Source organism: Desulfobacterales bacterium (genome assembly GCA_029211065.1).
Lineage (GTDB): Bacteria > Desulfobacterota > Desulfobacteria > Desulfobacterales > JARGFK01 > JARGFK01.
Genome location: JARGFK010000053.1, coordinates 1 through 12,997, shown reverse-complemented (window position 1 = coordinate 12,997; position 12,997 = coordinate 1). Strand labels below are relative to the sequence as shown.

The following is a 12,997-nucleotide window of genomic DNA, read 5'->3' as shown; positions in this document are numbered from 1 at the left end:
ACCACGGACCACTGACAACCAAAAATGAACACGGACGTTTTACTATAAATCTGTCTGAATGAAAATCATTATCTGTTTTAAGTTTTCGGCAGCAGGTCAAACCCGAAATTTTCCATTTGATAGATATAAATCCCATCGACTTTCAGCAGGCCGTTTGCTGTTATTCGGGGATAGGGGATTTCGCCGACATGGGTGACAACGGCTTCAACCTCGACCTTTTTGTTTTGGGGCAGGATCTGGCCGCGATAGGTCCAGCGATGGGATTGATCCAATATCGGCACGAACCGGTGGCTGTCCGCCAGACGACCCCAACGCGCCAGCGCCATGAATTTAACGAGCTGAAGAAACGATTCGATTCCCAGGGAGCCCGGGCAGACCGGGTCCTGGTAAAAATGGGCTTTGAAAAACCATTCAGCCGGGTCAATCGTCTTGATGCCCCGGATAAATCCCAGGCCATGGTCTCCTCCCGCCGGCAGGTAAGCATCGATGGCGTCGATCATCCGGAGGGCACGGGACGGCATCGCCAGGGGCGGGGCGGGATCTGTGTGCGGGTCATCCGGGGACAACGGGGCCGCATCCGGCAGGATCCCTGTGCGGGCCATGCGGAGCGCTTCCGGATCAGGAACAAACCCGGATTTTTCGACATCCCGGATCCCGACCTGCCGGGCCAGGGCTGTTTGGGTAAAAAAACCGAAGTAGGTCGTCCCGTCATACACGCGGGTGTTGTCCTGGAGGACTTCAAAGCGGAAATGTTCGATGATCATTTCACCGGCTTCAGCCACCTGGGTCATGCGGACCCGCATGGTCAGCCGGCCGGCTCCCGGCAAAACCGCCCTGTGCTGGACGGCTTCCCCGCCCAGGTTGCGGAACTTGAGGTCGTTTTCACTTTTCAGGGCTGATCCGGCATAAGCCGCCAGCCAGCCGCAGGGCTGCAGGGCGATCTCCAGCAGGACGCAAAACGGCATGAGGCCGCTGCGGTCGGCCCGGAAATACCATGCATCCGGCGGCACACCATATTCCGCCGTTATCCAGCCGTCGGGCTTCAGCATCCATGGCGGCGGTTCGACCCGGGTGATCCGGTCGATAAAAGAATAGGGCGGGGCCGGCAGCCTGGCGATAATGCGGTCTTCATCAAATGCTTTATAGGCCGCTCCGAAGGCCGCCGAGGGTTTCCCCGTGGTAAAGGCGAGGATGTGGTTGCGGTCAAAGGCAATCGTCTCTTCTTTTTTGGGTTCCCAGAAGGCTTCCAGCCCTTCACGGGTGGCTCCGCTCAGCTTCAGGGACATGTCCGTGAACCGCACAATATAATGTCCGTCGGCATACATGTGGGCATCCGCCAGGACATACGGTTCAGGGTTGTATCCCATTTCTTTGATCTCCACCTCATAGCGCACCTTTTGGGTTTGGGGCGTGACCGGCCCCCGGCACTTTAAAACACTCTTGATGCCGGCAACCGGCTCATAACGGGCGTCCGGTTCGTCCGACACCCAGCCCATGCGCTGAAGAAAAACCCGGAGCGTGTGGGCGCAGCATTCATACATGAGGGTGCCCGGCATGACCATGTCGTCCATGAAGTGACAGGTGAGATACCAGCTTTCGGGATGGATGTCGGCCTCGGCTTGAATGCTCCCCAGGCCGAACCGCCCGCCTGCGGGGTCCAGGGACAGGACCCGGTCGATGAGCTTCATGGGGCCGCCGGGAAGCCGAAGCGACTCGCTGAAATGGACGCCTGTAAAGTCCGGCCCGAAACACGCCGCCGGGTTTCCCTCCCTGAGGCCCTGGACAGCGGTTTCATCATACTGTTCTATCTCCTTTGGGCCGATCGCCCGGAGCGCTTTAACCGGCGGTGCGCTTTTCCGGGGCTGGGGCCGGGATTCTTCTTCGGCGGCAATGATGCCGCCGGAGTTTTTGACTTCTTCAGGGGTGAAAAAGCCGGCGCAACCGCCGGTCATGGTGATGAGACGGCTGGCGCCGATAAAGCCGTCGAAATTAAAGAAAAAGAGGTAGGTTTCACCCTGGCGGACGAATTTTTCAATGCGGATGTCATAGCGGATCACATCCCCCGGCCGCGGCAGGTCGCGGTGAAACACGACCGTGGCATCCAGCAGGCGGTAGGACCGCTTTCCCTTTACACGAAGATCGATCCCCAGATAGGCGCACAGAAACAGGTCGGCCTGGCCGGCTTCCACGGAAATGCAGACCGGCGCCCGCCCGCCGTCCAGGTACCAGCTCCCCGGCCGGACGTCATGCTCGGTGACGATTCGGCCGGGTCCCAGAGACCCTTTTTCACCTTCCAGCGACAGGATCCGGTCCACCAGCATCAGGGGTTCGTCCGGCAGGCGCACGCGCACCGGGTAGGTGTCGACGATGCTGAATCGGGGGCCCAAGACCCGTGCTGCTGAGCCGATAGCAAATTCCAGGCACATTTCCCGGGAAAAGGCCGGCTTTTGCGGCGGGACGCCATTGGGCTGAAGCTTTCCGGCGGCTTCGGCCGGCAACTTCCCGGCAGCTTCGTCAGCCGGGTGCTGTTGCGGAAGTTTTTCGAGCCCTACCTCGACAACGCCATCGGGGGGGGTAATTCCCAGGGAAATCATTTTTTCAAGGACCCGGGTCTGGAGCTCGTACGTTTGGGCCATTTCCTGCTGAAGCTTATTACTGAAATCGAGAAACCGGGCGTGAGCGTCAGCCGTTAAGGCCGTGTTTATTTCCTGCCTTTCCATCAGTTGCGCGTAGGGATGGTCCGGCGCTGCCGGCGGGACAGGAACCGTTGGCGGCGGATGCGGCATGGCCGTTCGGGTTTCGGGCGCATCGGTTTTCACGGCCGGCAGCGCCGGCGCCGGCTGCGGGGATCCCACCGTAACGGTAAACAGCCTGGCAGCGGCCGGAGGTACCGCCGCATCCCTGAGCCCGGTCGGATAGGCTTCGGGTCCATAAAGTCTTGCCAGGTCCAGCGGGACGCGTTCAGCCGTCAGGGCCCCCAGGAGTTTGAGCAGGGTCAGGGTTTCGTTTTCACCCCGTACACAGGCGGATGCCGCCAGAAGGGGACTGCCTTGAAGAATGGTGCGAATCATCCGGCTACAGGAGGCGTGCGGTCCCATTTCAACAAAAATACGGATGCCGTCTTTGTAGGCCTGGCGGACGGTGCCAGTAAAATCAAACCCGTCAAGGGCCTGTTTTAAAATCGAGTCTGCTGCGCTTTGACTGGTGAGGTCAAAGGATCGTCCCAGGGCGCAGCTGTAGAAGCGGACGCCGTCCGGCGGCGACACCGGAAACACATGCAGCGCCCGGTAGGCGGCGGCAGCCGGGCGGGCGGCATCGCAATGGACCGTCACCACGCCGCTTAGGAAAACCGCCTCGCATGCCAGCGCCCGGATGGCCGACGCCACCTGTTCTTTTCTTCCGCCGATGACGCATTCGGCAGGGGTGTTCACGATCAGCAGCCGGACATGCGGCCATTTTTTTATTGCCCGTCGCACCGCATCCGCCGGACGATTGACGGCAGCGACGCACCAGTCCACGGATTCATCCCTGGGGATCCCCCACGCTTTACGGGCGGCATGACAGGGCCCGGCCAGCTCGGTGGAAAACAGATCGGTAGCCTGCATGCGCCGGAGCATCTCAGCGCGCTCCGGCCAGGCGCCCATGGCAAAGAGTCCGGCGGATTCCCCCAGGCTGTAGCCGATGACGGCGGACGGTTGAATGCCAAAGCGTCGAACCAGGCGGGTCATCAGGCTGCCATGGACCACCTGGCCGAAGATCATGTTAAGGGGGTCTGAAATGATTTTTTGTTCCGCGTCCGATTCCCAGCCCGGCTGCCAGTTTGTGCGCCAGGGCATCAGTGAATGGGGGCGCATCTGGGTTTTCAGCTCACCGGTCTCAGCATCCATGTGACGCAGGATTTCCGGCCACTGAACGCCGATACCCCGGCCCATTCCGGCATAATGGTTGCCGGAACCGGGATAGACAAAAGCCAGTCCGGCCCGGGGCCCCAGCGGCTCGGGGGAGAAGCGAACGGCACCCGGTGCGATGGTGTTCAGGGGGGCGTTGTTTTGGACGGTCTGGCCGGCGTCCCGGACAAACGAAAGCAGCCGGGAAACGTCCGCGCAGACAAAACTGACGGCCAATGCCGCCCCGGGATCCGGCGGCGCAAGCTGAAACCAGGAGCGGGCGATTTCTTCAATGCCGCGGGAATCCTGCAGCATTTTCCGGGCATGGTCTTCCAGACGGCTTAAGCCTTTAATCAGCTCCGGCCGGCTGCCGCCGGTGACCGTAAAAAGGCCGCAGGAACCAAATCCCAGGGGAGCCTTTCTTTCAGCATCCCGTAAAGGCGCCTCGATGCGGCTTTCCGGCGAAACCGCCGGGGCCGGCGCTTCTTCCAAAACCACATGCATGCAGTTGCCGTCGCCGGTGATGGCGCCCACACACGCACTGCGCGGCCCGTCGCTTCTGTTTCGCAGCCAGTACTGGGGCGCAACCGGAAAGTGAAACGGCCCCTGATGCCAGAGCGACGATTTGGGAGCGGATAGATTTTTGAGCGGCGGCAGCATTTCCTGGTAGAGCAACAGGCTGGTTTTGACCACGGAAAACAGGCCGGCGGCAGCGCCGAGATGGCCGATGACCGGTTTGAGGGAGCCGACGGCGCAAAGATCGGCCCCATTGCCGGCGCGCCGGGGAAAAAAGCGGTGCAGGGCTTCTGCTTCGATTTCGTCTTCACAGGGGTTTCCGCTGCCGTGGGTTTCCAGATAGCTGATACGTCCGGGTGAAACATCCGCATCCCTGAAGGTGCGTTCAAGGGACTGAACATATGTTTCGCAATCGACGTCCTGACTGCGGCTGTTGCCGGCAGACCCCAACCCTCTGACGACGGCATGGATTCTGTTTTTATCGGCGATGGCATCGGTCAGGCGTTTTAAAACCAGCGCCGCTGCGCCTTCACCCGGCAGGGTTCCGTCCGCCGTTTGATCGAAGGAACGGACGCTGTCCTGGGAAGAGAATGGTTTTATCGCATGGGCCGTCAGGATGCTGCGGACATCACCCGTAAAATCGACGGCCCCCACCAGGGCCGTGTAGATTTCGTTCTGTTGGAGCGCACGGACCGCGATTTCAAGGGCCCGCAGACCGGAAGCCGCTTCAGCGGAAACCACGAAGCTGGGGCCCCCCAGGCGAAAGGCCCGGGCGATCCGGCTGGCAATAATGCCGCCAAGAGCCCCCAGGGTGCGGGCAGGGGTCAGGGGAGGGCTGCAGGCATTGCGCAAAGATTCCAGCCAGCGGGCGGTTTCGGCGGCGCTGAGGTCCAGGCCGAGTTTCTCCGCCCAGCGTTCAACGTTGTTGTATAAGCTCCAGCGCAGGTGAAAATTGGCGGCCTCAAAGTCGAACCCCATGCCGATCAGCACGCTCATGTCCGTCCGGACCTGCCGCAGCTGCAGCCCGGCATCTTTCATGGCGCCGGCGGCAACCTTCAGCATCAGGAGATGCTGGGGGATGATATCGGGCAGTTCACCGGGCGGGATGTTGAACGCCCCCATGGGGATCTCGAAACTTTCCATGAACGCGCCCCAGGATGCGCCGCCCCGGAGGCTGCCTTCGGCGATGGCGTCGCTTCCTTTCCAGCGGTCCGGCGGTCGTTTTTTGAAAACAGTGTCTCCCCCCAGGACTGCTTCCTGAAATTCGCGCAGGGAGTTTAAGCTGCCTACGGCCGCGTCCATGCCGATGATGGCAATCGGTTCCGGCTGAACCGGCGCCGGTATATGGATTCGCCGGGGCCGGGCAGTGTTTTTTTCCTGCCATTCTTCCAGCAGCAGATGCGCATTGATGCCGCCGAAACCAAAGGCGCTCACCGCCGCCCGGCGCGGATTGCCGGGGATTTTCGGGGTCCAGGGCTGGGCGCTTGTCTGCACCCGGAAGGGACCCCCGGCAAGGGGGCTTTCAGGCGGCGGATTTGAAAAATTCAGCGACGGCGGCAGGGTGCCATGGGCGATCGCCAGCAGGGTCTTGATCAATCCGGCTGCTCCGGCTGCGGTGAGCAGGTGGCCGATCATGGATTTGATGGAACCGATGGCGCACTGGCCCGGCTGCCAGCCGGCATCGCCCCACAGGGAGCGCAGGCTGTTCAGTTCGGTTCTATCCCCCAAAGGGGTGCCGGCGCCGTGGCATTCGATCAGGTCGACATCGCCGGGCTGCCAGCCTGCCGCCCTATAGGCGTTATGCATGGCGCGCAGCTGCCCTTCGCTGTCCGGTGACAGCAGGCTCCCCTCCAGGTCATTGGCCAGCCCGATCCCCCGGATCAAACCATAGATTCTGTCCCCGTCTTTTCGGGCGTCTTCCAGCCGCTTTAGGACCAGGATGCCGGCGCCTTCGCCCACCACCAGCCCGTCGGCGGTTTCATCAAATGGGGCGCAGCGGCCGGTGGGGGACAGCGCCCGGAGCTGGCTGAAGCCCACCTGGGTATACAGGGATTCCGGCCGGGAAACGCCGCCTGCCAGCATGGCATCAGCCCGATGGGCCAGCAGTTCATCACAGGCCAGCTTGACGCTATACAGGGATGAGGCACAGGTTGCATCCAAAGTATAGCTGCCCCCTCCCAGGCCCAGCGCTTTTGCAAGAAGGGCTGCGGGAAAACCGGTGACGCGGCTGGACAGGGACTGGTTTCGGGTTACAGCGGGGGGTTCGGCCGAAAACGTTTTTTTCGAAAGTTTTTCCGCAAAGGCGGCCCCCAGAATTTTCCGGGTGACGGCCGAGGCCGTATCGGTGGGGAGCGCAATGGCGGCCAGGATCGTGCCGACGCGACGGAGATCGATTGTCGCGGTGTTGCAGCCGGACCATGCCTTCCGGCCCGCATGCAGAACGATATGATAAAGGGGGTCCAGCTCCCGGACCAGGTCTTTATCGATGCTGAGCCCGTCGGGATCGAAGACAAAATCTTTGACCAGGCCGGCACGTGTTGCAAAAGCCTTGTCGGGTTTGGGCGCGGGATCGACCATGGCGGCCGGCGGCACGACCCAGCGGCCTGCCGGTATATCGCCGATGCTATCGACCTTGTTGACGATATTGTCCCAGAAGGCATCGAGATCGGCCGCATTGGGGAAGATGCCGGCCATGCCGACAACGGCTATGCTTGGTTTGGTTTGCATAGAGTTGTAATGTTCATTCCAACAAAAGATAAGTGCCAAAAAGTCATTTAAAAACTGCGGATCAGGTCTGAGAGCAAGGCGCATGCCGATGAAAAAGCGCAGTCCCGCCGACGGCGGGATAACACAGCTATCAGAGCTCAGACGGAGTTTTAGAGTGACTTTTATATACATTTTTAGAGGTACAATGGCAAGGCGGAAATCGATCTAAAAACTTGCTAAATCAAACCGGTTGAGCGTATAAAAATAAGCGCTTAAATGTTTGGACAGGATGTTGCCGGCCGGCCGGAAGCCGGACAGGCAATAAACCATCGCCTGCGGCGAGGACGGCAATCCGGTGGAGAAAGAAGACGTAACCCGCAAAGTAATCGGCTGCGCTTGCCAAATCTGTAACAACCTGTGATAAGGGACAGCAACATAAGCAAACGATGAGCTCCTACCAGAACGAACAGACTGACGCACTGCGGATGGTGCGCGGATATCTGGAAACCCTTTCGGATATTGAGCGGCAGAAGCTTAAGAGCGAAGCGGCCGATTATCTCGATTTTCGCCGGGACGTACAGACTTTTCTGAAGGAACATTTCAGTTCCGTCTGCACCCTGACGTGCTTTCACAGCCGCCGCAGCGCCTGCTGTTCCCGGGAGGGGATCATCACGTTTTTTGCCGATGTGGTGATCAACGCGCTGGTATCGGACCCCGACTCATTGGACCGGCTGGAAGCGGTCCTGGAAACTGAAAATAACGGATTCAAGTGCATCTATCTGGACAAAAACGGCTGTTTATGGCAGATGAAGCCGATTGTGTGTGAAATGTTTCTCTGCGATGTTTCCCAAACGGAAGTTTTTGGCACTCATTCCCCTCTTAAAGCTAAATGGGATGAACTACAGGAGCGCAGAAAACGCTTTACCTGGCCGGATAAACCGATCTTATTCGATAGTCTTGAAAAGAGATTTATGGACGCAGGGCTCCGGTCGACCCTGATGTACCTCCACAACAGCCCGGGCCTGTTACGGATCAAAAAACAATGGCAGCAACACGACCCATCCGAATCGTCCTGACAAACACCCTGCAGCTCAGCCAGGTGCCGCCTGAATTCCGCGGCCTGCTGATGGAAAAATTGAAATTTCCCAACCCCAAATGGATGGAGAATCACCGGCTGGGCCGCTGGAACCGGGGAACCCCTCAGGAACTGCGCTTTTATGATACCGTCGGCAAAGACGGGCTGTGGATACCCCGGGGCTATATCCGCCATTTAATCGATATGTGCCGGCAGCAGGGCATACCATTTGAACTTGAAGACCGGCGGCAGAACCTGGCCCCGGTGCAGTTCGGCTTTACGGGCAAGCTGCGTGCGTTTCAGCAGAAGGCTGTCCGTGACATGCTGGCCAAGGAATTCGGGACCCTGAGCGCACCCACCGGCTCCGGCAAGACCGTGATCGCCCTCTATCTGATCGCCCAGCGCCAACAGCCGACCCTGATCGTTGTGCACACCAAAGACCTGGCGTTTCAGTGGATCGACCGGATTGAATCTTTTCTGAAAATACCCCCTGACGAAGTCGGCCTCATCGGCGCCGGCAAAAAAACCGTCGGACAGACGATCACCGTTGCGCTGGTCCAGAGCCTCTACCGCTGCGCTGCAGAGATCCGCGGCCGCTTCGGTCATCTGGTGGTGGATGAATGCCACCGGACCCCCAGCCGGACCTTTACGGATGCCGTCACCGAATTCAGCACCCGCTATATGCTGGGGCTCAGCGCCACCCCCTGGCGGCGCGACGGGTTGTCCAAGCTGATCTTCTGGCACCTGGGGGATGTTCACCATGAAATGAAAAAGGCCGAGCTTATCCAAAGCGGGGATGTGCTGGATGTGGAGGTGCGCTTTCGGGAGACCGATTTCAAACCGCACTTTGATCCGGTCACAGCCTACAGCAAAATGCTGTCGGAACTGACCGTCAATGACGCCCGCAACCGCCTGATCGCTTCGGACGTCGCCCAAGAGGCGGAAACAAGCCGGGGGGTTTGCCTGGTGTTGTCCGACCGCAAAAAACACTGCGAAACGCTCCAGGCGATTTTAAAGTACCGGCACAAGCTCTCCTGCGAGCTGCTCACCGGCGAGTTGAAGGACAGCGACCGCCAGGCCGTCCTGGAGCGTCTGAACAAGGGAGAAGTCCGGGTGCTCATTGCCACCGGCCAGTTGATCGGAGAGGGGTTTGATCACAAGGACCTGTCGACCCTTTTTCTGGCAACCCCCATCCGCTTCAGCGGCCGCCTGCTGCAGTATCTCGGCCGGGTCCTGCGTCCGGCCGCCGGAAAGGAAAAAGCCCGGGTCTATGACTATGTCGACACCCAGGTGGACGTCCTGACGGCTGCCGCAAAGGCCCGGCAAAGGGTTTACGCGCGACGGTGACAACAGTCTGCTATCGGAAGGGTTAATCAGATATATCCCAGGTTTTCTATATAAATGATGTCTTGGGAGGCTGAGGAGATATCTGGAACAAACAAACCGGCCCCTAACTTTTTCATCGCCTTCCAGCCTTTACGCCTCCCATTTTCTATAGCGTTGCGTAAACTCGGCAGGCCACCGACCACCTTGCCGGTCAACTCCACCCCCCGACGAATTGTGGTGCGGGGCTGAAACTCGATAAGCACAAACCAGATTATCGCAAAGGGCGGACTGACGAGTCCGAGAGTCACGGGGATCGCGACGCCGGTTAATTCGAAAATTGTCATCACAGATGCAACCAAAAGGATCAGGATATGAATCGCCTGTGAAAATTTTAGCGCTGAAAGTTCCGGCTTTGCCGGGTTCTCGGCGGGTAATGTGCTTTGCCGAACAGCGTAACGGTCGTAAAGCCATCCCGTCATGATGAGCGTCAGCGCCAGCATTGCTCCCGAAGGGGCAACGTCGCTCCACTTCAGCGTCGGAATGGCGAAAAGCACGACAATCATGCCGACATAAAAGGGCGACCAGCAGGAAGCGCTGGTGAACCCCTGAATCAGCGCCATCGCAACGCGCCGCTTGAGATGGAAATCCTTCTGCATCGGGGATAGATAACAGATATAAATTCATGTGTCAAAATCGGCCTTCTCCGCAGCCCGCTCTTCATTTCGCCTTGCGCCGATTATAGTTTCATTTCTGTCTCCTTACTCCTGCCTACTCCTTTCCCTGACTGCCTACTCCTTTCTACCTACTCCTTACTTCTTACTTCCCTGCCTTCTGTCTCCTGCTACTACTTCCACGCCTCCCAGCTTCCGAGCTAACTCTAACCACCTAATTTGCTTGTCAATATCAGCTACCAATTGACGCTAATCAGGACCTTCTCTTATGAATACGACACTACCAGTCGAACGGATCACCAGCACCCCAGGCCCGAAAGATTTGGGATGCCGTAGCCGGTGATCTTCAGGTGAAAATTCTCAACAACGTCTGGTGTGTCGACTGTCGAGAGACCACAGGCATCGGAAATGCAAGCGGAAAGGTGGAAAGGGGAATGCTGGTCTTGAGAGGGGTTTGCACCCGCTGCGGCGGGGAGGTGGCGCGGGTGATCGAAAATGAATAGAATTAGTTGGCAAGCGTCAAGCGCAGATTTATCCTGTTTACCCTGTTAAATCAGTTCCTGATTTTTATTTAACCGGGGTTAAATTCCGCAGGACATGTTTAACCGGGACTTGACCCCTTTAAAATTTAAAGCTTCAACCGAAACGCTTCTTATTTTTTCCTTTTTACTTTCTTATCAGGCTCTTTATTTCCGGCGATTTCTTTTTCCAACTCATTGAGCGGGGGGAGAATGGCAACTATCGCGCGACGCAAGGGGTCAAGATTTTTTTCAACGATTTGCCATACCTCAGCGGCGTTCACACCTTCATACTGATGAATCAGAACATCGCGGAATCCAGAGAGTTCTCTCCAGGGGATCGTCGGCTGTCCTTTTCGATATTCTTCAGGGATACGCTTCGCTGCTTCCCCGATAACCTCGAAGTTGCGAATAACAGCATCTTGAGTGCGGAGATCGTTCAAAAAGGCTTGCTTTCCGTCGGCCGTAAACTCCTTGATCCGATCGATCCTCTCCAGGATTTGGGCAAGATATACTCTGGAATCCTTTTTCATAATGGTTTGGCCTCTTTCAGGATTCGTCGACGCAGAAGCCAATAAAGCCCATCTTCGGAAACCACGTCCACCTTAATTCCGAGCAGATCCTTCAGGTCCAAGGCCAGTGCACTCAAATCAAGCAGGCTCCGACCATCTTCCATCTTCACCAAAAGGTCGATGTCGCTCTCGGGACCTGTCTCGCCCCTGGCTGCGGAACCGAAAATTCTTGGGTTTCGTGCGCCATGCTTTGCGGTCAAGATCATGACTGCCTTACGCTTTTCTTTTAGTAATTTTTCAATTTTTATCTTGCCTTTTTGCATCTCACTTACGCCCTTTGCCCTGCAATCGTCACATTTTTGCTCAGCGTTACTTTAAATAAACCATATCTAACTGAAAAAGCAAGGCATATTTAGATTGTCACCAGAAAAGTCCTAACCCATGTCCATTTGATCGAAAGCATCCTCTCAGCCTGCTGCCTACTCCTTTTTTAGACTGTTTTTGTTTCATCGTACCCGGTAGGGCGTTTTGAGCAAAATACAGGATCCTATTCAAGCAGCGTCTCACCTTTTCGCCCGGCCGGGTTTTGAATTATCAAGGTTTTACAGTAATTAAAGATTGGTTATTTACTTGTTTACGGACGTCCCCCTGATTTAACCTGATATGCGTATCCAAGAACACGAGGAGGCTCCGGCGTGCACGATACACTTTTCATCAATGGACAGAACGAATGGGTCGCAGGGCTTTTCGAAAAAGGTGCTCCCGCGGGGTACACGGCAAAGTGGGTGTTCAAGAAAGCGCCGGACGAGGACAAGCTCCCGCTGCTGAAGAACGCGGAGTTTTTGGTGCTGCATCCCGCGGTGATTTCAGGGGAACTCATGCGCTCCGCCGGGAAGCTGCGCCTGATCCAGCTCCTCACCGCCGGGTATGACGCGATCGTTGTCAGCCTCGCCGGTGAGCTTGGGATTCCCGTCGCTACCAACGGCGGTGCGAATGCGTGGGCCGTAGCCGAGCACACGGTTGCGCTCTTGCTATCTTTGTACAAGCGCCTCACCCATTGCGACCGTTCGGTGCGCGAAGGGAACTGGCGCAGGCCCATCACCGGCTTCAACACCTTCGAGGTGGTGGGCAAGACCCTGGGGCTGATCGGCGCGGGCAAGATCGGCCGCAAGGTTGCCTACCGCTTCGCCGGATTCGAGGCCAAGATCATCTACTTCGACGTCGTTTCCGCCCCGGACATAGAGAAGGATCTCGGGGCACGCCGTGTGGCGACCGTCGAGGAGCTGCTCCGGGAGGCGGACATCGTGAGCCTCCACGTTCCGGGCACGCCGGAGACCCATCACATGATCAATAAAGAAACCCTGTCGATCATGAAGCCCACGGCCGTCGTCCTCAACACGAGCCGGGGCTCCGCCATCGATGAACCGGCGCTGGTCGAGGCGCTCCAGCAGAAGAAGATCCTCGGCGCGGGGCTGGACGTGTACGGTAAAGAGCCGATCGACAGCGGCAACCCGCTGCTCGAGCTCGAGAACATCGTCTTGACGCCGCACACCGCAGGGCATGCATACGAGGGATGGTTCCGACGCATCCGGTTTGCCTGGGAGAACATTCAACGCGTCGTGGCAGGAAATCCGCCCGAGTCCTTGGCAACGAAGGAAGATTGAAAGCAGGACAATAGCTGCCGGAAGCTATGCGCTTTTTTAAAAAAATAAACTGGGTATGCAGTTAACTCAACCGCCCACTATATGTAGAGGGTTACCTCCAATAATCATTTGGCGCGACACAG

The 12,997-nt window shown here is 57.9% G+C and carries 8 protein-coding genes; 4 read left to right on the top strand and 4 right to left on the bottom strand.

Features of this window, described 5'->3' with window-relative positions; translation table 11 throughout:
• Window positions 1-77: 77 nt before the first annotated feature.
• On the bottom strand, window positions 78-7,130 hold the full coding sequence (locus tag P1P89_12740) for a beta-ketoacyl synthase N-terminal-like domain-containing protein (GenBank protein ID MDF1592375.1): 7,053 nt from the start codon (window positions 7,128-7,130) through the stop codon (window positions 78-80).
• Window positions 7,131-7,555: 425 nt separating this feature from the next.
• On the opposite strand from P1P89_12740, the gene P1P89_12735 reads away from it, so the two are divergent.
• Both P1P89_12735 and P1P89_12730 read left to right on the top strand, forming a co-directional pair.
• Window positions 7,556-8,185 carry a hypothetical protein gene (locus P1P89_12735; GenBank protein MDF1592374.1) on the top strand — a complete coding sequence of 210 codons (630 nt, stop codon included), beginning with the start codon at window positions 7,556-7,558 and terminating at the stop codon, window positions 8,183-8,185.
• The gene (locus P1P89_12730) at window positions 8,152-9,531 is read left to right on the top strand and encodes a DEAD/DEAH box helicase (protein MDF1592373.1); all 1,380 of its coding nucleotides are present in this window, start codon (window positions 8,152-8,154) and stop codon (window positions 9,529-9,531) included. The genes P1P89_12735 and P1P89_12730 overlap by 34 nt, the downstream gene beginning before the upstream one ends.
• 26 nt (window positions 9,532-9,557) lie before the next feature.
• Here P1P89_12730 and P1P89_12725 read toward each other — a convergent pair whose 3' ends face one another.
• Window positions 9,558-10,130, bottom strand: a complete 573-nt coding sequence (locus P1P89_12725; protein ID MDF1592372.1) for a hypothetical protein — start codon at window positions 10,128-10,130, stop codon at window positions 9,558-9,560.
• A gap of 401 nt (window positions 10,131-10,531) precedes the next feature.
• Between P1P89_12725 and P1P89_12720 the strand changes: the two genes are divergently transcribed.
• A complete protein-coding gene (locus P1P89_12720; GenBank protein MDF1592371.1) occupies window positions 10,532-10,684 on the top strand; it encodes a hypothetical protein in 153 nt (50 codons plus the stop codon).
• 149 nt (window positions 10,685-10,833) lie between these two features.
• Here P1P89_12720 and P1P89_12715 read toward each other — a convergent pair whose 3' ends face one another.
• Together P1P89_12715 and P1P89_12710 are read right to left on the bottom strand one after the other, a co-directional pair.
• Window positions 10,834-11,232, bottom strand: coding sequence for a DUF86 domain-containing protein (locus tag P1P89_12715; protein ID MDF1592370.1), 399 nt, complete (start codon window positions 11,230-11,232; stop codon window positions 10,834-10,836).
• Window positions 11,229-11,534, bottom strand: coding sequence for a nucleotidyltransferase domain-containing protein (locus P1P89_12710; protein ID MDF1592369.1), 306 nt, complete (start codon window positions 11,532-11,534; stop codon window positions 11,229-11,231). Before P1P89_12710 ends, P1P89_12715 begins: the two co-directional genes overlap by 4 nt.
• Window positions 11,535-11,906: 372 nt before the next feature.
• On the opposite strand from P1P89_12710, the gene P1P89_12705 reads away from it, so the two are divergent.
• Window positions 11,907-12,875: an NAD(P)-dependent oxidoreductase gene (locus P1P89_12705; protein MDF1592368.1), complete on the top strand. Its 969-nt coding sequence runs from the start codon at window positions 11,907-11,909 to the stop codon at window positions 12,873-12,875.
• Window positions 12,876-12,997: the final 122 nt, after the last annotated feature.

Coding starts and splice junctions, on each gene's coding strand:
- P1P89_12740 (MDF1592375.1), bottom strand. CDS start 7,130: ATGCAAACCAAACCAAGCATAGCCGTTGTCGGCATGGCCGGCATCTTC.
- P1P89_12735 (MDF1592374.1), top strand. CDS start 7,556: ATGAGCTCCTACCAGAACGAACAGACTGACGCACTGCGGATGGTGCGC.
- P1P89_12730 (MDF1592373.1), top strand. CDS start 8,152: ATGGCAGCAACACGACCCATCCGAATCGTCCTGACAAACACCCTGCAG.
- P1P89_12725 (MDF1592372.1), bottom strand. CDS start 10,130: ATGGCGCTGATTCAGGGGTTCACCAGCGCTTCCTGCTGGTCGCCCTTT.
- P1P89_12715 (MDF1592370.1), bottom strand. CDS start 11,232: ATGAAAAAGGATTCCAGAGTATATCTTGCCCAAATCCTGGAGAGGATC.
- P1P89_12710 (MDF1592369.1), bottom strand. CDS start 11,534: ATGCAAAAAGGCAAGATAAAAATTGAAAAATTACTAAAAGAAAAGCGT.